The sequence below is a fragment of the Paenibacillus shenyangensis genome, assembly GCF_000346635.1.
Taxonomy (GTDB): domain Bacteria; phylum Bacillota; class Bacilli; order Paenibacillales; family Paenibacillaceae; genus Saccharibacillus; species Saccharibacillus dauci.
Map to the genome: position 1 here is coordinate 79,185 of NZ_AOIG01000003.1, position 22,277 is coordinate 101,461.

Here is a 22,277-nt window from a genome sequence, read left to right on the forward strand (position 1 = left end):
ATTCACTATTTCTTCCTTATCTCTAATGACAATTGAACTGGACAAAATAAAATCCTGCAGTACCCTGATTAGGCAGGTACCGCAGGATTTTTTATTTTAGATGGTTTAGGATTCCATCGGCTGATTCATCACGATCGCCCGAATCTGCTCTACCGGCACTTTCGGCTCGCGGTCGTACGTGAGCAGACCGTTAATTTCCTGCTCTACATCAGTCAGTTGGGTATAGCAGAATCCCTGTACAATCGGTGACAGGTGCATCGGCCGAATCACCGCCTGCAGACGGTCGAGATAATCCTCATCATTGTCTGCACCCGAATAACCCCAGCCTTCCCAATCACTTTTCTTGTAAGCGATACCGCCAAACTCGGTCACCAGTATCGGCTGGCCCTGATACGAGGCACCACCTACGAAGATGCGGCGGCTGCCCGGCATCGCATTCACAGCCGTATCTACATCCGCATACCGCTCGGTCAGCACTTCTTCGCGCCATTCATAATCATGGATCGCCACCAGATCGGTATCCATCATCTCCCAGCCATCATTATAAATAACCGGACGTGTCGGATCGAGGGAACGGGTCAAATGATATAGAGTCAGCCCGTGCTGCTGCTGACGCGGATCTACCTGTACATTTGGAATCCCCCAGCTCTCATTCATCGGTACCCAGACAATGATCGAAGGATGATTATAATCCCGCTCAATAACCTCCTGCCACTCGTTCAGGAAACGGCGAACATACTGCTCCGAGTAACTATAGGCATTGGCAGCCTCTCCCCAGACCAACAGCCCTTTGCGATCACACCAGTACAGAAAACGCGGGTCCTCCATCTTCTGATGCTTGCGTACTCCATTAAAGCCCATCGCCTGGGTCAGCTCGATATCCCGTACCAACGCCTCGTCGGTTGGCGCCGTCAGAATACCATCGGGGAAATATCCTTGATCCAGTACCAGACGAAGGAAATACGGACGATTGTTCAGGTTGAGCTTGCCATTTTCAATTGAGACCTTGCGCATGCCAAAATAGCTATCTACCCGATCCAGTATGGCTCCATCCTGCAGCAGCTCCAGACGGATATCATACAGATTCGGCGATTCCGGTGTCCACCACCGCCCCAATCCATGATCATTAAAATCATGAAGTCCGATTGAACGAAAATGCTCCGGATGGCTCACCAGGAATTCATCTTGCGTCACCTGCTCTCCAGCAAAGGAAATAGTTAGCCGCGCGGTCAATGCTGAGACGGCAGACTGCTGCAGTACAGTCTCTGGATAAAACAATCGAATCCGTACTTCGTTCGTATCAATATCCGGCGTGAATTTAACCTGCTGAAGATATGCAGCTTCTACCGGCTCCAGCCACACCGTCTGCCAGATACCTGTCGTCCGAGTATAGAATATACTGGCCGAATCTTCTTTCCAATACTGCTTGCCTCGCGGCAACGTTACATCCTGGCTATAATCCTCAGCACGCACAACAACTTCGTTATGCTCTTCCAGCAGATCTGTAATATCCGCTGTAAATGGAGTATGCCCACCTTCATGCGATGCTGCCCATTTCCCATTCACCCAGACCGTTGCCTTGTAGTCCACGGCTCCAAAATGTAGCAGCACCCTTTTGCCATTCCAATCTGCCGAAATATCCAGTTGTCTGCGATACCATACCAGATCATGAAACCCGGTATCCCCAATCTCGCTCAGTTCACTCTGAAAAGTAAACGGCACCTGAATCTGCCGATCGAATGTTCCTTGACCGGACATATACCAGCGCTCCCTGTCTCCCCGGCGCTCATCATCAAACGCAAATGCCCAGCTTCCATTCAGATTCATCCACTGTTCACGAACCAGCTGCGGTCTCGGATACTCCGGTCTTGGGACGATAGGTAGTTCATTATGATGTGTAGTCGATTGTTCAGCAGATACGTTCATTACATATAGCCTCCTCGGTTTAAATCATTGTTGGGTGGTGTTGGTTATGCTGCACAGGAGCGGGCGGTGTACAGGTCATTTGCTGCGAAAAGGGATTCTGCCACTCCCTCCTGTTAAGAATGGAGATTTTGAACTACCGCTTCCAGCGGTAAATCTCCATTCTTAAATGTCGGTCATCGGCAGAATTCCCTTTCCTCCGCTCCGCACATGAACCAACTTCGTTCTTTTTTAGTAAATCCACATACGAACCATTTTATTTTTTTCAGCAAACAAACATTCCCTCGCTCTCCTGAACAGTAGACTATAAATCATCTTGTATCTCTTATCTGTTATTTCTTGTCTGTTATCTCTTACTACCCGCCCCTCCCCTATCTGCAGAAGTGCAGACACCCGCCCTCTAGATAGCAATAATGGAAACATCTAGCACGGAGCGAAGCAAAGAGAATTTGGTCAAAGGACGACATTGGAGCCTGGAAATCGACTGCCTCTCTCTATTCGTAGATTTCCAGGCTCCACCGGAGGACGTGACCAAATCTCTTTGCGCAGCGGTCCACCAAGACTCCCCATCTGCGTCACCCAAACCGCAGTGGCTGCACTTCTGCACCCGATACCCCCTTTACATTTCTTTCCCGCCAGTGAACGCAATCCCTTTGATAATCTGCTTCTGGAACAGCAGGAAAATGAGCAGAACCGGTACGGCGGCGAGTGCATTGGCAGTCATGGGCAGCGCATACTGCTGCACGTAGGAGCTTTGGAACATCGGCAGTCCCAGGGTAATCGTCATGAATGCCTTATCCGAGATCGAGATCAGCGGCCATACATAATCATTCCACGCCCCTATAAATGTGAAGATTCCCAGTGCAGCGAGTGCCGGACGAGATAGCGGCAGGAAGATGCGATACCAGATTTTGAAGAAACCGGCACCATCGATACGGGCAGCTTCTTCCAGATCCTTGGGTAATCCGTCAAAGAACTGCTTCATGATGAATATCCCCATCGGGCCTGCAACCGCAGGCAGAATAAGCGATGTGCGCGTACCCAGCAGACCGATATCTCTCATAAACAGGTACAGTGGAATCAATGTGGCTTCAGCCGGAATCATCATCGCCGACAGGAAAAGGAAAAAGAGTACTTTGCTGCCGGGAAAGCGAATCCGCGAAAAGGCATAGGCTGCCATGGAAGACAGCAGTAATACCATCGCTGTAGTGATAACCGATACAATTAGACTGTTGCCCATCCAGCCGAAGATTGGTGCCTGACTGAGTACTTTGGCATAATTGGCAAACGAGAAATGAAAACCGCCGCCGAAGATCGGCTGACCTTCGGGAGTGAAGGATAGTAGCAGCATCCAGACGATCGGGATCAGGAAAAACACAGCCAGCAGCAGTGCTACAATCCGGCTTACATACATATACGCCCGGTCCATTGTTGTCATTGGCCTGTCCCTCCTTAGGATTCAAATTTGCGTAGAATCAGTGTCTGCAGTACAGAGATAACCAGAATAACAATCATCAGCACAAAGGCGATCGCTGATGCATAACCCATCTGGAACGTCTGAAATCCGTTCTCATAAATGGAAAACACGACTGTCTTGGTAGCGCCTGCCGGTCCGCCGCCAGTGATCAGCTTGGATTGTCCGAAGATCTTGAAAGAAGCAATCGTCTGCAGTACCACGACCAGGATCGTAATCCGGGATAGGGACGGAAAAGTAATATGCCAGAATGTCTGCCAGCGATTGGCGCCTTCAATCTGTCCGGCTTCATAGAAAGAAGCAGGAATATCCTGCAATCCTGCCAGGAACAGTACAAATACAAAACCTACTGTCCACCAGATCGTGGACATGATGATCGAAGCCCAGGCAAGCATCGGCTCGGACAACCAGAAAATCTCGCTATTGATAATACCCAGCGTACGCAGAATCTGATTGAACAGACCACTATACGGCTGCAGAAAAATAACCCAGATACTGGAGATCACCGAGACGGATAATACGTATGGCATAAATACAGCAGCCCGAAAAAAAGCCTGTCCGCGCCGGATACCATGGATCAGCACTGCCAGTAGCAAGCCGACACCACAGATCAGAGGCACACTGACGAGGGTGAACAATACGGTATGCAGCAGATTGTCGCGGAATTCTTCATCCTGAAGCAGTGTTGTATAGTTGAGGAATCCAATGAACTCCTTATCTCCCAGCAAAGACCAGTCATAAAAGCTGACCCGCAGTCCGTACAAAATCGGGAATAGCGAGAACAGTAGAAAGAACAGGGTATAGGGCAGTACCATCATGACACCGGTGACCCAGCCTTGGCGGGCCAGCCCTCTGCTGCCCATAGTCATGCTTTTTTTCTGCGCAATGGATTTGACAGCCATTATAATGCCCCCTTCTATTTAGATATAATCCGGTACCTTATGCTTGTTCAGCGTGGCACCGGTATCGTTGTCTCAGCAAAATGTCCGTACAGATGGAGAAAGCGGAATCGGCAGCTGCCTTTTCCGCTCTGTTTCTCCTTCAGGCTTACTGGCCTATCGTTTTGTCAATAACGGCATTTGATTTTTCCAGCGTAGTAGCTGGGTCCTGCTTGCCTGCCATCATTTTCTCGAATTCTTTGATCACATTATCGTTCACCTGACCCTGCTTTTCGTTACGAGGCCAGTATTTGACGAAATCAGCAGACTGCGCATAGTCACTGCGGTATGGCATATCCTTGAATTCTGGTGAATCCAGTACTTTGGTTACACTCGGGATATGACCGGCTTTGGCCCACATCTCACCATTCTGGGCGAGCCAGTTGGCGAACGTTAGTGCAGCCTGTTGCTTGGCAGGATCTTCTTTGCTATGTTTCGGAAGAGCCAGCGTATGGGAATCTCCCCATGTTGCCGGTTGATCATAGATTTGCGGCATCGGCACGACGCCAAAGTCCAGACCTTTGATATTTTCAAAAGCACCTGTACTCCATACACCAGTGATGACTACTGCAGCTTTCTGATCCTGGAACAGTTTGACGGCATCATTGACATTTGGCGGAATCAGCTTGGATGTATACAGGCTGTTCACATACTCTAGTGCCTTGAGAGCTTCCGGGTTATTCAGTTCTGCTTTGCCGTTGGCATCATAGAACTTGCCTCCACCGGTCAGCTGGTTATAGAATCCCCAGAACATCCAGTAGGCATCAATACGTACGCTTGGCTGTGCGAGCGGAGCTACATCTGCCGGAACCGCATTTTTGATCTTGGTCAGGAATTCGGTGAATCCTTCGGGAGACTGCTCAAAGGAAGGCTTCCCGTCTTTGAGTACACCGGCTTGTTCCAGATATTTTTTGTTGTAATACATAACAATCGCATGAGTATCCAGTGGAATGGAATAATGCTTGTTATCGTAGATGGTCGATTCCAGAATTGTCGGGTTAAAATCTTCCCATTTAACGCCGGCAGATGATGCCAGATCGTCAAGCGGTGTCACATAGCCGGATGGAACGAACTGCGGCATCCGTGAGGAGTGAAGTACGGCCAGATCAGGAGCCTGATCCGAAGCCAGGGACGTCTGCAGCTTGGTATAATAATCTTCCGAACGATTACTCAGCTGCTCTACCTGAATATCTTTATTTTCCTGATTGAACTTATCAATCATAGCGGTCATGAATTCACCATCACCACCACTGAATGGTGTCCAGAACGTGATTTTGGTCTTGCCTCCGGTCTCTTTGCCTTCGGTACTTTGTGAAGGCTGGCTGCCTCCTGCGCAGGCGGATAATACGAGCATGATAGACAGCAGCAGTATGCCAGTCGATATAAATTTATTTCTTCTCATTACAAGACCTCCCTGTATGTTTTAAGATGGATGATGCGCCGTTTCTTAATTGCTAACGCTTACATTACTTATCTTAAAATACAAGGAGGTCCTGAACCATGACGCTTTTTTCGATAGTATGGACATATATTTGGGTTCTGTCTTTTGATAGATGTTCATGTTTGCTTAGATAGCAGCCACTAACAGCATAACGATAGATATAACAATTCAAAAAAACTAGACCGGATTCGAAAGGCTACGCCTGTGCTCACGGTACTGTTTGGGTGTCATCTGGGTCTCGGCTTTGAATACGCGGTTAAAATGCCGGATATTCACAAAGCCGGTCTCGATCGCAATACCAGATATTTTCTCATCCGTATGCACCAGTCTGCGAATCGCTTCGCGGATACGTATATCAGTTAACACTTCAATAAAGGATCTTCCCAGACGCGTCTTGAACAGACTGCTCAAATACGAAGCATTGAGATATACCTTTTCTGCCATCAGACCGAGTGTAATCGGTTCTGCATAATGCTCTTCCATATATTCGACAACCTGATCCACCGCATGGGTTACATGCCCTTCACGATGCCGGATCAATTGGTACAGCGCATAGAGCTGTCCACTACAGTAATTGGCCAGCTCCCGGCGATCATTGATCATCCATACTTCCTGCAGCGTATGACCAATATCGCCGCCCTGCAGCCAGTTTTCCACGATACCATAATCCAGTGCAATCTCGTAACATTCCATCATGATCCGGCTGATCTGCTGCTGTACGATCTGCGGCTGACTGATCTGGCGGCACAGCCGATCGATAAATTCCTGAACCTGCCGATTCAGTTGACCGACATCTGCCTGGGACAACAGCTGCTCCAGAAAATGCCTGTCCGCTGCCGGCAAACGAACCGGATGTACCGATTGCCCACTCTCGGCTGAAGATGGATAGATCAGAACCCGGTCGCCGCCAGTGGTCAGCCGGTATAGCAGTGCAACTTCCGCTTCACGATAAGAACGCGGAACCCACTCCAGATCTGCCGCTTCCCGCCCAATGCCGACGGTAATCGTGAGCTGGGAGAGACGCTTGATCGTACGAACCAGCTGACCGGCCTGCTGACGTATACGGGCTTCGGCATCCTCCGTATGCTCCGCCTGAATCAGCGTCACTACACGGTGCTGTTCCATAAAGGTATAGCCGTTTCCGTCTGCCAAAATAATCTCCCGTACCAACTGCTGAATATACAACAAAAACAGCTCCGGGTCGGTCTGATGATAACGCTGCTCGGCAACAGAGCTTCGATCCAGTTGAGCGATCAGGCAGTATACCTTTTTGCCGTCAAAAGACAATCCGGCTTCTTCCAGCAGTTCTGCTGCATCATAAGCTACCCGGCCATGTACAATGCCCGATAACAGCTGTTGCCGCATCAACTGCTCTGCCGGCCGACTAACCGGACGTACAGACTCACGGGAAGCCAGCTCTGTATCAATTCGGATCAGCGCTGCATACAGTTCATCCTTTTGCACCGGCTTCAGTAAATAATCACGCGCACCACTGCGAATGGAACTGCGTGCATATTCAAAATCATTATATCCGCTGAGTACGATACAGCAGATATCCGGATACTGTTCGGCTACTGCGGCTTGCAGCTGTATACCATCCATACGCGGCATACGAATATCGGTAATGACCAGCTCGGGTTGGTGCTCCCGGATCATCTCCAATGCTTCCATACCATCCCTGGCTTCGCCGCATACTTCCCATTTCAGATCAAATCCCTGAATCAGATGGCGTATTCCTTTACGGAAAATCATCTCATCGTCTACAACGAGTACTTTATACATTACATATGCCCCTTTCTCTTGATAACTCGTAATCTTTCTCTACTATTCGAGTGACCGATTTATATACTTATTTATTTTATATCTATTTATCTATCCACTGGATTTATCACGTTGGATGCCGTCCCTTTACTGCTCGTATCAGGAAAATGGAATGCATATCTTCACCTGCAGACCGCCTTGCTCCAGATTGTACAGACGCAGCCCATATTCCTGGCCATAGCGCAGCACAATCCGGCGATGTACATTGACCAGTCCATGTCCACCCGGCCCTTCCGGCAGTACTCCCTTGTTCATTTTGTCATACTGATCGGCAAGCTCCTGCTTTTCCATCCCTGGTCCATTGTCCTGCACGATAATCTGCATGCTGCCTGCTTCCCGGCGAACAGCGATGATGATGTGCACATCTCCGCGTCCTCTTTCCAGTCCGTGAACGATTGCATTTTCTACAACCGGCTGCAGCGTCAGCCGTATGATAGGACAGTTCAGCCACTCTTCCGGTGCATTCACTTCATAAGACAGACGTTCTCCATAGCGAATCTGCTGTATCGCCAGATAACCCTGTACATGATCCAGCTCCTGCGCAATCGTCACGTCCGTATGCTCGCCGCCGATACTATAACGCAGCAGTGCACTGAGATGACCGGTCATCTGCACAATCTCCCGATTATCTTCCAGCTCGGCATACATACTGATCGATCCAAGGGTATTATACAGAAAATGCGGATTGATCTGACTTTGCAGCGAGGCAATCTGTGCATTTTTCTCCCGAATCTCTGTTTCGTACAGTCGGTAGGTTAATTGTCCCAGCCGGGAGACCATCATATTAAAGGCACGACTAAGGTGGCCGATTTCATCCGTATTTCTCGCCGGCAGTTCGATATCAAACTGCCCTCGCTCCACTAGCTTCATCGAATCGCGCAGTCGGCTGAGCGGACGGGTAATACGCATCGAATGAATGACCGACAGCAGTACAGACAGAATCAGACACAGGCCGCCCAGCCAGATCATTTGCTGATTGATCCGGCTCGCATCCTGCAGTAGTACCGATAGGGGAACTGCCTGCAGCACGGTCCAGCCGGTGACCGGCGAAGTCTGATAGGTCAACAGTACAGGCTGACCATTGTTGTCCAGCGTGAGCGTGCCCTCTCCTCTATAGCTGGCAAGTACCTGATTGGTTAATGCAAATGAAGGACTGCGATAAATGTAATTTCCCTGCTGATCCACCATTGCAAATGCGGAAGTCTGCGAACTCTCCAGATTGCGTATACGCTGGATCAGCGCTTCCTTCGGTACATCAATCACCAGCGTGCCAAGCGGACGACCATTCTCCAGACTGCGGATCTGGCGAATAATAGAGAACACTTCGTAGGTTGAGCCATTATCCGACAAGAGAGAATGAGGAGCGGCAAAATACCCTTTACCCGTCACTTCGGCTCCAGCTGGCACGACACGATCTTGATCCGCAGCTTCGGCAAATCGTCCTGGACTATCCGGCAGCTCCACATAGGAGCGGGCATGCGATGATAATAGCGAGACTCCGGCCACATCGACTCGTCCATTCACCAGAATCCGTCGGACAAAGCTTTCCAGCAGCAGCCTCTGATCATATATATCCCCGTTCAGATGATCTGTACCGCTCTGCTCCAGATAATTCAGCAGTTCCGGCGACTGATACGGTGTTACTGACAGCAGAACCAGCTCATTCATAAAAGCATCCGTATTGGCTGTAAATTCCCGTACCACATCAGCCTGATATCTGCCGACATTCGCCTGAATGGAATTGGAATATCCGATACTGCTGATCCAGGACGAGATAATGAGTGGTATAGAGATTAGTACGGTATTCATCAGAATCAGGCGATTGACCAGCCGCATATTTTTCCATCGTTTCAGCCATTTTCTCATGATTTACTCCTTTAAAATGCCATTGATCAGAGGCTCCAGCCGATTCAGCATCTGATCGACCGTCTGCTTGCCATACCAGAGCTTCTCCAGTTCATTGACGAGTGCATCGCTGACTTCGCTCTGCTTGGGATGCTCCGGGAAATATTCCACACTATTCGCGGCTCCTGCATATTCCCGCCGATAAGGCAGCGATAGATAAGCTTCCGATGCTGCCTGGTCGCGTACAGCAGGTACATGTCCAGCCTTGCCCCATACTGCCCCATGCTCTGTCAGCCACTGTGCAAATTTCAGCGCTGCAGCAAGACGCTCGGGATTCTGTGCACTGTGTGCCGGAAATGCCAGTGTATGCGCATCTCCCCAGGAACCAGACTGATCATAAATTTGTGGAAAAGGCATCACCCCAAAATCCAATCCGTCTACCTGCTCAAACGAGCCGATCGACCATACACCGAGAAATAGTAGTGCCGCGCGTCCCTGGGCAAACTGGCTGGTCGCATTGCTAATATCCGGCGGGATCAACTTCTGATCATACAAGGAAGCGACCAGCTCCAGCGACTGGCGCGCAGCCGGCATATTCAATGCTGCCCGGCTGCCATCCGGAGTATACAATACACCCCCGTCCTGCATCTGTGCATAGAGTGACCACCATAGCCAGAGCGAATCAATCCGCACATTCGGTACCGCCAGCGGTGCTACATCATCAGGTACCTTACGCTGTATCGTCTGCAGGAATTCCATAAACCCTTTTTCTCCGGGCTTCATAATCACCTGTCCGTCCTTGTAGACGCCTGCCTGCTGCAGCCATTTTTTGTTGTAATACAGCACGCTAAAATGAGTATCCAGTGGCAGACCATAATGATTGCCCTTGATGACTGTACGCTGCAGAATCGATGGATTATAACGCTCCCACTGTACACCGGCAGATGAAGCAGCAGAGCTGATATCCGTGATAAACCGGGCAGGTACATACTGCGCATACATCGAAGCATGGACGACCGCCACATCCGGCGCTTCCTCGGTCACAATCGCTGTAGATAGCTTGGTATAATAATCGTCCAGCTTGTTATTTTTCATCGTTACCCGGATATGATCGGGATTCTGATCGTTATACTGCTGAACCAGCTCTTGCATAAATGAAATATCTCCGCCGCTAAATGGTGTCCAGAATGTAATTGATATTGTTTTTTCAATTTCTCCCTCTGCTGCTGACGGGCTGATCGTATCATGCCTGCGGTTGGATTCCAGTGCATACACACTATAAGCCAGCAGCAAAAGCAGCACTGCTGCTACCGCCAGTATCCACAGCCTGCGTCCGAGACTTCCATAATATTTCCGTTGCTGCCGCATCGGCTGCCTCCTTTATCAAATAAAATATATATATCGTATACACTGTTTCTGTCTGAATAACGGTTATCCTAATTCTTGTACAATTCTGTAGATGAGAGATGGACTGATGTCGATATCGTTCAACAACATCTGCCTGTTGGCAAGGAAGTATAACCTCTTCTTTCCTTTTTGGGAATGTGCTGCGCAATAATCTCCAATGGAATGTCCATTCTTCCAAAATATTGTCCTGTTCGCTGGAAGAGGTCTACTGTAGAGTTCTAAATGTAAGCGTTTTAATAATTGAAGAGAGGGGTTGGCTGAATGAAATCGCATCGACTTATTATTAAAGGGGGCTTCCTATTTATAATGGCTGTATTGATACTTAGCAGCAGTTACACAGGCATGGCATCCGCTGACAAAGCACATACGAGCAAGTCCAATTCGACCAAAAAATTCTATTCCGTCATTATGCAGGATGGCGCAGATCCATGGATGTACAAACACAGCGACGGATTTTATTATTTTACCAAAACCACCGGCAATAACGTGACCATCTGGAAGTCCTCTACGATTACAGGTATCGACGACGCCGAGAAGCGCGAGATTGCGACCGGTGGACAAAATGTATGGGCTCCCGAGATTCATTATCTGCAGGGTGCCTGGTATATCTATTACGCCAAGGATGACGGCGACAATGCCAATCATCGCATGTATGTCATGGAAAATACCTCTGCCGATCCAATGCAGGGTACCTGGACAGACAAAGGACAGATCACCGATACTACCAACCGCTGGGGCATTGATGGTACCGCATTCGAAGTCAAAGGCCAGTTGTACTATATCTGGTCCGGCTGGGAAGGCAGTGAAAATGTCAGCCAGCGTCTGTATATCGCCCGGATGAGCAATCCATGGACGATCAGTTCGGAAAGGGTAGAAATTGCCCACCCGGAATATGCCTGGGAGACCAATCATCAACCCAATGTTAATGAAGGCCCGCAGGTCTATGTCAAAGGCCGCACGATCAATCTGCTCTACTCTGCGAGCGGTAGCTGGACCAATGACTATTCACTCGGTCTGATCACTGCTGATACCCGAAGCGATCTGCTCAAACCTGCTTCCTGGAACAAGCGGGACAAACCGGTATTCGCTTCTGCCAATGGTGTGTATGGTCCCGGCCATGCCTCTCTCACCACTTCCCCGGATGGGCGTGAAGACTGGATTATCTACCATGCTGCCAAATTTGACGGCTCTGGATGGAATCGCGAAATCCGTGCACAGGAATTTGACTGGAATCGAGATGGTACACCGGATCTGGATGAACCGACAGCTGCCAACGAGCAGGTCAGCTTGCCTTCCGGAGAGCCCAAGCACACCCGTTATGAAGCGGAAAATGCTGTATTCGGCGGTGGTGCTTATGCTTCTTCCAGCGAAAATGGCTCACGTGGTTCCAAAGCCGGTCATATCGATCAGCCGGACAGCTATGCAGAATATACGATCAAGATTCCGGCAGATGGTTCGTATATCCTCTCTGCCCGCACTGCTAATGGTACGACAGGAATGGACTGGTCCACATTGATGCTATCGGTGGATGGCGCTGCTCCCACTCCTTTTTATATTACCAATAAGGGCTGGGAAAACTGGGGACTCTCCACTCAGCTACTGGAACTGGATCGTGGTCAGCATACGATTCGTTTCTCCAAAGGAGACGGATATGGAGAGATCGACTTTTTTGATATCGCACCTGTCTCCGGCCGTAAATAAGGGATTGAAAAACCTTGCGCGTACAGGTTATGCTAACGAGCTATCTGCTGTATAGCAAGGCAGATTATTTCACAACAAGAAATGCAGAATACGTCTATAAAACAGAAAAAAGCTGCTGTCTCACATCCGCATCAGGCGAATGAGACAGCAGCTTTTTATTTTATATATTCGCAAAAGCATGTTTATCCTCTACAGAAAGCGGCTGCTTCCATAGCTTTCCACTTTACTTGGCGGTTCAGGAAGCCATGGGAACGGTATTTTTCGCTTCGGAAGGCTGTTGTTGACGGGAAATCACGAACAGTACCCCCCAGATCAGCAAGAAGCCGAGCAGCTGCGACCAGGTTACAATCTGCTTATAGACGATCCAGTTGATCAGTACACCTACCATCGGGAAGCTGAGTTCTGCCAGTGTAGCTACCGATGCCTTGGTCGTAGACAATCCTTTGTAGTACATCAGCAGGCTGAGCAGACCCGGCAGCAGTGCCTGACCGAGCAGGTTGACGATAACCAGTGTAACCGGCAGCGCACCGGCAGGCAGGCTCCACGCTGCATTTTCGTTCAGTGTCATGAACAGCAGCAATGGAATCGCCAGAATAAAGCGCAGAGAAGTGACCGTTTCGTATTTCATCTTGCCGACCATCAGACGACCCATTACAGTCGATCCGCCCCACAGGGCTGCTGCACCGAGTGCCAGCAGCGAACCGACCTGCGCAAAATCACCCATATGACCGATTGGAATGGCAAATCCGAATGTCAACAGATACGTACCGCCGAGTGCCAGTACGAACAACCAGCCAAATCCACGCGGCAGCATTTCCTTGAGCAGCAGGCGAGCCAGTACGATCGCGAAGATCGGCTGAAGCTTTTGCAGCAGCAGCACGGCATTCAGATCACCATGTGCAAGTCCCATTGTAAACAGGACTGTGGCGAGCGCCGAGCCGCCCCAGGAAAGGAACAGTAGCGCACCTACATGCTGCCATTTCAGGCCGCGCAGTTCATGCCGGTTGATCCACAGGATCGGTGCGGCGAATAGCAGTGCAACCAGATGCTCGAGCAGAACAATCTGGGTAGAGGTAAAGGAATCCAGCAGAATAATCCGGAACAGCGGATCAATACCCCATAAAGCTGCCCCGATAAATACAAGCCAGAACCCGCTTTTAATATGACGTTGTTTGGCAGATGATGCAGATTGGATACGTACATTGGCATTTTCCATAATTCAAACTCCTCGTATGATTAGAATTTGAATAGGAGATCTTAATGCGGAAAGCCCCTGATATCGAAAATTCGACAGTCAGGGGCTTGATCAAATAAACGTATGCGGCATCAGTAAAGAAACCGGCATAAGCCTATTTATTGATCTTCTCCCATCCGGACTTTACCGTCGGCTCTGGATTTGCACCAGATCAGTCATCTGCTTCACAAACAAAGCAGTGAGTCGCGGGCTGCTGCTGACTATTGTCAGCAATCACCGCCGGTCAGGAATTTCACCTTACCCCGAAGATCTCTATTCGATTAGTAGAATACGTTTCTTATTAACCCTGAAAATCCTTTTTGAAATTTCCACAAGTCAATCTTTCAATATGTCTCATTATAAAGATACTTTTAGTAACTTGCAATAGTTTTTATACGGATATTGGCATATATGAGCTTTTTCTTTTAATTCCGATCAAAAAACTTAGTTATAGTATCGCTTACCCTTTTCGTTTTGTAAAGAAAAGAGCTGGAAGAAAATGATCACAAGTAGTCATATTGAAACCGAGTAATATTATTCCAAATTTTTTAAATATTTTTAAACCACTGCTTGTGGTATTAAGATATAGTAACTGTATTACCATGAATATCTTAAAGTTACTTAGTTGTCATTTTTAGGTAACCTCTTGTATAATGGTAAACGTTCTATAGATTTAGTTCACAATATACATATTTGAGAGGGGTATTTTTTTATGAGTAATTTGCCGCAAGACAACTATCCACCAGGTCAACAAGGATATAACACAGGAGTAGTAAGCTTCAAGGAATGGATGATCACTATGCTGCTGATGGCTATTCCTATCGTAAACCTTGTTATGCTGTTTGTATGGGCTTTTGGTGGTAACACTAATCTTTCCAAATCCAACTATGCCAAAGCAGCATTGATCTGGATAGTTATCGGTATCGTCGTGTCGGTTATCTTTTCTGTTCTGTTCGGCGCAGCAATCGCAGGTCTGAGCCAATATTCTACAGAATCCAGCTACTAATTATAGCCAAAGAAGCTCCTTTCGCAGAGGAGCTTCTTTTTTTATGTCTATTCTCTTCTTGATCCTTCCCTCTTTCTTTCATTTTTATCGATTCATTATAGAATGTGACGGTTCTCATTTCTCATTTAATTCATAATATGTATTATTTTACAATGTGAATCTATTACTATTCTATTCGAAAGAAGGATCATAATGAATCGAAAATGGCAATACACTACATTATCGGCAGCTGTTCTGCTGCTCGCTGGCTGCGGCCAGACTCATCAGGCTGCCTCCTCCGTGACCACGCCCGGTGCCTCTGCATCTGCTGCCCATTCAGCTATCTCTCCCACAGCAGCTCCTCACTGGTCTTACGATCAGGAGCACGGACCCGCCCACTGGGCAGAACTTGAGACGGGCTTCTCCACCTGTCGTACCGGTCAGCAGCAGTCCCCTATTGATATCGAAGATGCCCAGTTGGTACCTTCTGCTACTGTACATCCGGTCAAGATTCATTATGGCACCACACCAGTGACCGTGATTAATAACGGTCATACCATTCAAGTCAATGTACAGAATACAGATAACTATATCACGATCGAAGGTCAAAAATATACGCTGGTCCAGTTCCATTTCCATCATCCAAGCGAACATCAGATTGATGGCAAAAATGCAGCCATGGAGCTGCATCTGGTACATAAAAGCGCAGATGGTCAAAGCGCAGTTCTCGGGGTTCTGATCCAGCCTGGCAGTGATAACAGTGCCTTCCGCCAGCTGTGGGAGCATCTACCGGAGCAAGCAAGCGAAGAGGCCGTTCCTTTGACCGAGCCCATAGAGCTGTCCCATCTGCTGCCTGCAGATCATCATGCGGTTCATTATACCGGCTCGCTCACTACCCCGCCCTGTACCGAACATGTCAGCTGGACCGTCCTGCAACAGCCGATTCAGCTATCCAAGGAACAGATTGAGCGTTTTGCGACTATTTTCCCCGATAACCACCGTCCGGTTCAATCCATTGGCTCCCGGCAACTATATACCGAACAATAACTATAAAAATAAACAGGCAGGATGCTCCTATGCGGAATTCCTGCCTGTTTATTTATTTTAAGTACTTATATGATTCTCATAAAACGATCATCCGCTTACAATCAGTAACGATCCAGTACAAGCTGTGTTTTGAGTGAATCCTGTGGCACAAGCCAGCCTTCCTTGTTCAGATAATCCATCAGCTTCTGACGATTGGTCGCAGCATCTGCATACTCATCTGCCTTAAAGGAGATTTCGATAACCGGTTCTGTAGTGGAACCGTCTGCACTGCGGATAGGCCATACTTCTACATCCACCTCAAGACCGTTCCATGTACCTTTGTATTTGCTGGCCATAATCGGACCATAGGCACGCGAATCTTCCATCTGCTGCTTCCCCCAGTGGGATTGATCGTTCCAATCATCCAATTTGCCCGGAAGTTTATCCAGGATCATACCCAGTGCTTTGGAATCCGATGGTAGCGTGGCTTTGGAGTCCGATGCTTTGACATCCTTGTCATTGGACAGGCTCAGTGTCTGTTTGCTATATCCCCAGTCGATCTCTGCTTCATAGTTGGTATCGTCTGCATCAAATCCTTCCTTATTGGCCAGGTTCAGCGCAGCATTGATATCTCCATTGGCTACAGCGTAACGCTTTTTATAAGTAATTTCGTAATTCTTTTTATCTTCTTTTTTGCGCAGACGTACATTCCAGCCCTGCTCATTCAGGCTTTGTTCATCTGTGTCAAAGTACTCGACGGCAATTTTCTGTGCAGTGCCCGGCAGTGCGAAGGCACTTGTCAATTCTGCATCCGGAGTAGAATCGGGATCAAGCACGTTCTGATTCAGTACAAATTTCACTTCGTAACCGGGTGTCATATTGGCAGCGGCTTCCACTGGTGTAGAAGGCTGAATCATAATGAATGATCCTGCCATCACTGTACTGCTTACCCATACTGCGACCGTCTTTTTCCAGTTCTTCAACACATTATTGTTCACGCTGTTGTTCTCCCCTTATTCATGGATTGGTGTAAGGAATGTCCTTACCCATTCATTGTATCGACTGTCGATTAAAGGGGATTCATTCTTTCTATGCCAAATGATTAATTATATCCATAATCTCTATATGCCAACCATCAATTATTCAATACCTGTCAGATACTCAGTCTGGCAGAGGGTATAAGAGAATGAATATGACGGAATCCTTCCTGTTCCAACCTCTCCACCAGACGGTCGGTACGGGATTTGGGTGCATGTACAAGTACAGTAGGCGGATCATTCAGATCGTGCAGCATCTGACGTACATCCGGCAGCCCCTGGTGAACCTTATAGCGTACATGATGTACAGCACAGCCGGTCTGCTCTACTTTATACTGATCCAGTAGTCTTCGTCCAAGTGAACCTGCAGCCAGATGACCAGTTAGAATAATCGTATGATGGGACTGTTTGGACAGATATTCATAATGCTGCCGGGCAATTATGGACTGCATCATGCCATCGGTTACCAGCACGATCGCCTGCGGATATCGGGAATACAACTGTTCAACCGATTGATCACTATTGATCCGGTGCAGATTGGGAGAACAGAGTATCCGCTTCAGCCGCTGGGGAGCATTGCTATGCAGCCAGCCTGAATAATTGGCAAATAGTTCGATCCCCTGCAGTAACACTTCCTCGACCAGTACCGGGATACCCGGATATTGTTCGCTTGCCCACAGCATGAGCTCTTGCCCTCTTCCATAGAGTGGAACCGGCAGTAATACAGAGCCGCCTCTGTCCAGAGCATGATCCATATGCTGCTGCAAGTGCGACAGCTTGCTGCGCTGCTGTTCCGGATCATCACCATAGGCTGCATCCATAATGGCCAGATCCAGATCAGGCAATATCCCCTGTGCCATTGGATTCGAAGATCCTCGTGCATAATGAAGCGGACGATCGGCATCCAGCAGCTGGGATTCACTCGTGTAATCGCCGGAGAAAAAGATTCGTTTTCCTTTCCAGGACAGTGCGATCCAGATCGAGCCGGGTAGATGGCCCGAGCGTCCCCAGCATACTTCCAGCTCCGGCAGCAGGATGCCCCACTGCCCTGACGGAATCACATCTTCCAGATAACGGTAACGGATACTCTGCACGTCACGATCATCATATGGACGCGCTGCTGCATGCTTGTCCGTATACCTTTTCCAGGCTTCAAAATAGGTCGGCAGCTGATTCGCTGTCGCTCTTGTGGTCCATACCTCTCCCTGATATCCGTTACGGTACAATACCGGCAAAGCAATACAGTGATCTTCATGAGCATGGGACAGAAATACCGCCTTCAGTCCACCGATCCATTCATCCATATGTTCCATCAGCGGATACACACCGCCGTTTTCCTTTTTGACCCCATAATCCAATAACACATGCTGCTGATCCGCTGTCAGCAGATAGCTTGATCGTCCATGTTCTCCCGCGCCGCCGAGTACTGTCAGTTCCATCAGACCTTTTGTCCTCCACGCGCCGAAGGCAGTACATTCAGAATAAGCAGCAGGATCGTCGTAATTCCGACCGAGACAACAGCCATCGCCATTCCCATCGAGACGGCTCCCTGCTCAAACTGGGCAAAAATATACGTAGCTGACGTCTGCATGGATGGCGGAAGAATCAACAGGGAAGCGACTAGCTCACGATTGGAAATAGTAAATGTCATCATCCAACCGGCAATAATGCCGGGGATCAGCAGCGGCAGCAGAATACGCCGGAATACATACAGCGGTCTGCCGCCAGCCATCGCTCCTGCCTGAAGCAGCACCGAATCAATCTGACCATAATTGGCTTTGACGTATTGCACCGTATAGGGAAGAAACAGAATAACATAGGTCAGTACCACCATACCGTACGAGTTATACAGAGGGACCGGCATCCAGGGCGAATTCCAGAACAGAATCAGACCGACAACAATCACAATACCCGGTACAGTATTGGGCATCAGACTGAACAGATCGATCCACTTCTGCGACATGCGTTGTCCACGGCTTACTTTCAAAGCCAGAAATGTACCAATGATCACAGCGATTGTCGAAGCGGCCAGGGACAGTGTAAAGCTGTTCAGTAGCGCTTCCAGACTGTCTGATCCCGGCTGCAGCAGCTCTGCATAGTGCTTGAACGTCCAGTTGCCGGCAGCTATCCCCGCACCGCGCAGCTTCAGCAGCGAAGCCGTAATAACGGAGAAATACGGAATTCCAATCGAGACCAGCAGCAGCAGAGCAATATACAGCCAGCTCAGCAACCCTTTCCAGCCGGTCAGCGTATAGCCCTTTTTGCGAGAGCCTTTGCCTCCGGTCAATCGGTACGAATAACGACTGCTTAGAATGCTCTGTATGTACCACATCACCAGACAGGCACTCAGCAGCAGGGACGCCAGCGCAGTAGCTTTGCCAAAATCAATCGGCCAGCTGGAAATGTATTTGTGAATCTCCGAAGTCATTACATAGTAACCAATCCGGCGGCCAAATGTAGCCGGCGTACCGAATTCGGCAATCGTTTTGACGAAAATCAATAGGACGCCCATCGCATAACTGGACAGCAGCAGCGGCAGAATAATCCGCCGGAACCGGTAGCCCGGTGAACCGCCATGGATAGCGCCCGCTTCTTCCATACTGCCGCTGATCTGCAGCAGAGTATTGCGCAGAATCAGGTACAGAAAAGGAAACAGATGCAGACTCATAATCATGACCATTCCGCCCAGACTGAAAAAGGCCGGTGTCCATGCAGCTGCAGCTGGCAGCAGCTGTTCCATATAACCCTTCTTCTGCATAAACAGCATCCAGCCCATCGAGCCGATATACGGTGGTGTCATAAAAGGAATCAGCAGCACCACATCGAGCCAGCGCTGTCGTCCAAGCGGCGAACGTGCCATAATCCATGCCAAAGGCAGGGCAAGAGCTGTCGTTACAAGAATAACCAGTACGCCGAGCCATAGTGAATTAAAAAGCACAGAAGCCAAATTGCTGCCAGCAATGATCTCCAGCGGAGCAGCGAGATCAATATGCCCGTCTCGCTCGATCGCCGTATAGAAAATCAGCAGCAGTGGAAAAACAATGAGTACGGTCAGCAGCAGAAACGCTGCAGCCGTACTCCATTTACGATAATGGATCATAAGATTCACCCTCAGATGGATTGATAGATATTACTGGTACAGTCCGGTAAAACGAGTAGCCACTTCTTCACCATGTTCATCCATCCAGTCCCACTTCACCGGGTAGGTCGGAATATCAGCCAGATTGGTGCGATTCTCTGCCTGAATATCGGTCCGTCCTGGCAGCAGATAAGCACCCGCTACCAACTTCTGTCCATCATCGGACAGCAGATAATCGATAAACTGCTTGGCCTGCTCCTCATGCTTGGTCGTCTTGATAATAGCTGCCGGACGCGGACTGATCACAGTACCCTCTGCCGGATACACGATATCGACAGGCTCTCCATCCGCTTTGGCTTTGTAAGCCATATAGTCGACACCGGCTGCCACTACATCTTTAGCACCGGTAATAACCGGATCAAGTGCTTCCTGATTGGCTCCTGCCATGGCTACACCATTTTGTCGGTACTGCTCAAATAGCGACCAGCCGTTATCTCCCTTGGCGCTCAGATAGCCGGTGATAAAGTCCAGTGCCGAGCCGGACAGGGAAGGATCGGGAATATTGACTTTGTCTTTCCATTCCGGTTTGGCCAGATCCGCCCAGGAAGTCGGCGGTGTCTTCACCTGACCGGTGTTGTAGACGATACCCAGTGCCGATGCACTGTAGCTAAAGTAATTACCGTTCGGATCAGACCAGTCTTTGACCAGCTTGTCGCTGTTGGGTGCACCTGTATAAGGAAGTGTCAGACCGTCTTTGGCCATCGACTGCATGGAAGGCAATGAGGCCAGTACCACAACGTCCACGACTGGATTGGATTTTTCCGCTTCCATTCGGGACAGAATCTTGCCGGTTGTCCCCTGGAACATTTCGACCTGAATACCGGTCTTCGCTTCAAAGCCTTCTTCGATCTTTTTGGCCAGTCCTTCGGGTCCCGCACTATATACGACCAGAGTCCCGCTATTTTCTGTTTTGCCGTTGGCGGCCTGACTTACACTGCTGCCGGTTGTACCGCAGCCTGCCAGTGCAGTTCCCATTACTGCTGTAATAGCGAGTAAGCTTGCCTTTTTCCATGTCTGATTCCATTTCATTTGATAATTCCTCCTGTATATGAACGTATTATTGGTAAATGACCGGCTATCCATAAATTACTGATTCTACTGCTGCGTTCAAATATTTGGCTATTCAGATATTCAGATATTCACGCATTCAAGCGGCGATCAATTCGCCGTTTCGATAGTATTCAATCCTTCATTCAGGAAATATGCTGACGACCACTGTGCAACGTATCTGCGGCTTCTCTACTATCTACACTGCATACATGCTGAGGAGCGACATGGATCTGTACTTCCTCGCCCGGCTGCAGCCGCTGGGTATGATAGGCGGTCCAGATTCTCTCCTGTCCGGCGTCGATCTCTATTTCATACCGGTCTCCCATATAACTGACCCTGCGAATTATAGCGCGATAGGTATGCTCGCCAGCTTCACGGGTAGTCTCCCAGCATCCATGCTCCGGCCGGAACAGGGATTGCCCCGATTCGATCCAGTTGGAGCGTCCGATGAACCTCGCGACAAACGAATCCGCAGGATTCCGGTAAATGTCTTCCGGCGTACCACGCTGCAGAATGCTGCCTCCCTGCATGACGATAATCTCATCGGACATCGACATCGCCTCTGTCTGATCATGCGTAACATACAAAGCTGTAATGCCCAGTTCCCGTACCAGATTCATCAGCTCATGCCGCATCTCTTCTCTCAGCAGCGCATCCAATGCACTGAGCGGCTCATCGAACAGAATGAGTCCAGGCTGCATGACTATAGCCCGGGCAAAAGCGACCCGCTGCTGCTGTCCACCTGACAGCTGATGCGGCTGCCGCTGCTCCATGCCTGTCAGCCGTACCTGCTCCAGCGCCCGCTCCACCGACTCGCGAATCTGCTTTTTCTGGCCAGCTGCTTTCAGGCTGAAGGCAACATTTTCATATACGGTCATATGCGGCCATAAGGCAAACTCCTGAAATACCATGCCAAATTCACGTCGATGCGATGGCATATTAATGCGTTTTTGCTGCGAGAAGACCGGTTTGCCATCAGCGAGTACTTCCCCGGTATCCGGTGTCTCCAGCCCGGCGATCAGACGCAGCAACGTTGTTTTACCACAGCCGGAAGGTCCCAGCAGTGTGGTGAATTTGCCTGCAGGAATTATTAGATCCACAGGCTTGAGCGCCTGCACATTCCCGTAGCTCTTGCTTACTCCCTGAAGCGTAATTTGTGTCATTGGTGTATTCCCCTTTTAACTCATTGTTCCATGATTGTGCTTGTTTCATGATTATTCAGTTAGGCTGTAAAGGTAATGGTGCCTGTCATTCAA

General features: G+C 49.1%; 16 protein-coding genes and 1 riboswitch. Of the genes, 3 read left to right on the forward strand and 13 right to left on the reverse strand.

The genetic code is table 11. The annotated features are described in order from the left end of the window. Nucleotides 1–105 precede the first annotated feature (105 nt). From H065_RS0101800 to H065_RS0101830, 7 genes are all read right to left on the reverse strand, one after another. Entirely contained in the window at nt 106–1,926 is a 1,821-nt protein-coding gene (locus tag H065_RS0101800) for a glycoside hydrolase family 2 protein (RefSeq protein WP_017811294.1), read from the reverse strand. 616 nt (nt 1,927–2,542) lie between these two features. Then, a complete protein-coding gene (locus tag H065_RS0101805) occupies nt 2,543–3,361 on the reverse strand; it encodes a carbohydrate ABC transporter permease (protein ID WP_017811295.1) in 819 nt (272 codons plus the stop codon). A gap of 14 nt (nt 3,362–3,375) precedes the next feature. Beyond that, complete coding sequence (locus H065_RS0101810) at nt 3,376–4,299, reverse strand: carbohydrate ABC transporter permease (RefSeq protein ID WP_017811296.1); 924 nt, start codon at nt 4,297–4,299, stop codon at nt 3,376–3,378. A gap of 145 nt (nt 4,300–4,444) precedes the next feature. After that, on the reverse strand, nt 4,445–5,737 hold the full coding sequence (locus H065_RS0101815; RefSeq protein WP_017811297.1) for an ABC transporter substrate-binding protein: 1,293 nt from the start codon (nt 5,735–5,737) through the stop codon (nt 4,445–4,447). Nucleotides 5,738–5,953: 216 nt separating this feature from the next. Further along, nucleotides 5,954–7,558, reverse strand: a complete 1,605-nt coding sequence (locus H065_RS0101820) for a response regulator (protein WP_017811298.1) — start codon at nt 7,556–7,558, stop codon at nt 5,954–5,956. Nucleotides 7,559–7,696: 138 nt separating this feature from the next. Then, nucleotides 7,697–9,463, reverse strand: a complete 1,767-nt coding sequence (locus H065_RS0101825; RefSeq protein WP_017811299.1) for a cache domain-containing sensor histidine kinase — start codon at nt 9,461–9,463, stop codon at nt 7,697–7,699. Between the two features lie 3 nt (nt 9,464–9,466). After that, nucleotides 9,467–10,810 carry an extracellular solute-binding protein gene (locus H065_RS0101830; protein ID WP_017811300.1) on the reverse strand — a complete coding sequence of 448 codons (1,344 nt, stop codon included), beginning with the start codon at nt 10,808–10,810 and terminating at the stop codon, nt 9,467–9,469. 345 nt (nt 10,811–11,155) lie between these two features. On the opposite strand from H065_RS0101830, the gene H065_RS0101835 reads away from it, so the two are divergent. After that, nucleotides 11,156–12,550 carry a family 43 glycosylhydrolase gene (locus H065_RS0101835; protein ID WP_017811301.1) on the forward strand — a complete coding sequence of 465 codons (1,395 nt, stop codon included), beginning with the start codon at nt 11,156–11,158 and terminating at the stop codon, nt 12,548–12,550. Nucleotides 12,551–12,785: 235 nt separating this feature from the next. On the opposite strand, the gene H065_RS0101840 is transcribed toward H065_RS0101835, so the two are convergent. Further along, complete coding sequence (locus tag H065_RS0101840; protein ID WP_017811302.1) at nt 12,786–13,766, reverse strand: DMT family transporter; 981 nt, start codon at nt 13,764–13,766, stop codon at nt 12,786–12,788. 139 nt (nt 13,767–13,905) lie between these two features. Continuing rightward, a riboswitch (FMN riboswitch) is annotated at nt 13,906–14,059 on the reverse strand. A gap of 437 nt (nt 14,060–14,496) precedes the next feature. On the opposite strand from H065_RS0101840, the gene H065_RS0101845 reads away from it, so the two are divergent. Further along, nucleotides 14,497–14,790, forward strand: a complete 294-nt coding sequence (locus tag H065_RS0101845) for a hypothetical protein (RefSeq protein ID WP_017811303.1) — start codon at nt 14,497–14,499, stop codon at nt 14,788–14,790. Nucleotides 14,791–14,982: 192 nt separating this feature from the next. Next, nucleotides 14,983–15,816 carry a carbonic anhydrase gene (locus H065_RS0101850; RefSeq protein ID WP_017811304.1) on the forward strand — a complete coding sequence of 278 codons (834 nt, stop codon included), beginning with the start codon at nt 14,983–14,985 and terminating at the stop codon, nt 15,814–15,816. A 101-nt stretch (nt 15,817–15,917) separates the two neighbouring features. Here the strand turns inward: H065_RS0101850 and H065_RS0101855 are convergent, their stop codons facing one another. From H065_RS0101855 to H065_RS0101875, 5 genes are all read right to left on the reverse strand, one after another. Next, a complete protein-coding gene (locus H065_RS0101855) occupies nt 15,918–16,793 on the reverse strand; it encodes a CYTH domain-containing protein (protein ID WP_017811305.1) in 876 nt (291 codons plus the stop codon). A 155-nt stretch (nt 16,794–16,948) separates the two neighbouring features. Next, nucleotides 16,949–18,271, reverse strand: coding sequence for an MBL fold metallo-hydrolase (locus tag H065_RS0101860; protein ID WP_017811306.1), 1,323 nt, complete (start codon nt 18,269–18,271; stop codon nt 16,949–16,951). After that, nucleotides 18,271–19,932, reverse strand: a complete 1,662-nt coding sequence (locus H065_RS0101865) for an ABC transporter permease (protein ID WP_017811307.1) — start codon at nt 19,930–19,932, stop codon at nt 18,271–18,273. Before H065_RS0101865 ends, H065_RS0101860 begins: the two co-directional genes overlap by 1 nt. A gap of 30 nt (nt 19,933–19,962) precedes the next feature. Beyond that, nucleotides 19,963–21,000 carry an ABC transporter substrate-binding protein gene (locus H065_RS0101870; protein ID WP_017811308.1) on the reverse strand — a complete coding sequence of 346 codons (1,038 nt, stop codon included), beginning with the start codon at nt 20,998–21,000 and terminating at the stop codon, nt 19,963–19,965. A gap of 164 nt (nt 21,001–21,164) precedes the next feature. Beyond that, nucleotides 21,165–22,184, reverse strand: a complete 1,020-nt coding sequence (locus H065_RS0101875) for an ABC transporter ATP-binding protein (protein ID WP_017811309.1) — start codon at nt 22,182–22,184, stop codon at nt 21,165–21,167. Nucleotides 22,185–22,277 lie beyond the last annotated feature (93 nt).